1 protein-coding gene is annotated in these 248 nt (G+C 67.7%); it reads right to left on the bottom strand.

The genetic code is table 11. The features are described 5' to 3' along the window. On the bottom strand, positions 1–214 hold a 214-nt coding region (locus A6V29_RS10430), incomplete at its 3' end, for a bile acid:sodium symporter (protein WP_249933158.1). Positions 215–248: the final 34 nt, after the last annotated feature.

Raw genomic sequence — 248 nt, 5'->3', positions numbered from 1 at the left:
CGGCCCGGTCGAAGCGCAGCAATCGCGCCGCCCCCGCCGTGACGCCCAGCACCACCGCCAGCAGCCCGACACTGACACCGACCACGGCCAACAGCCGGGAGATCTGCAGGCCCTGCCAGACGTGTTCGACCATTCCCGCGCTGAACGCCGCGTAAACCACCAAATACACGGACCCACGATCGACGACCTTGGTGAGCGTGGTGTGCGACAGCACCCGATACAGCTTGGGCCGCAACACCTGTCCGGCG

The sequence above is a fragment of the Blastococcus sp. CCUG 61487 genome (assembly GCF_005222955.1).
Taxonomy (GTDB): Bacteria; Actinomycetota; Actinomycetes; order Mycobacteriales; family Geodermatophilaceae; genus Blastococcus.
The sequence above is the reverse complement of the archived record's forward strand: the minus strand, read 5'-3'. Positions and strand labels throughout refer to the sequence as shown.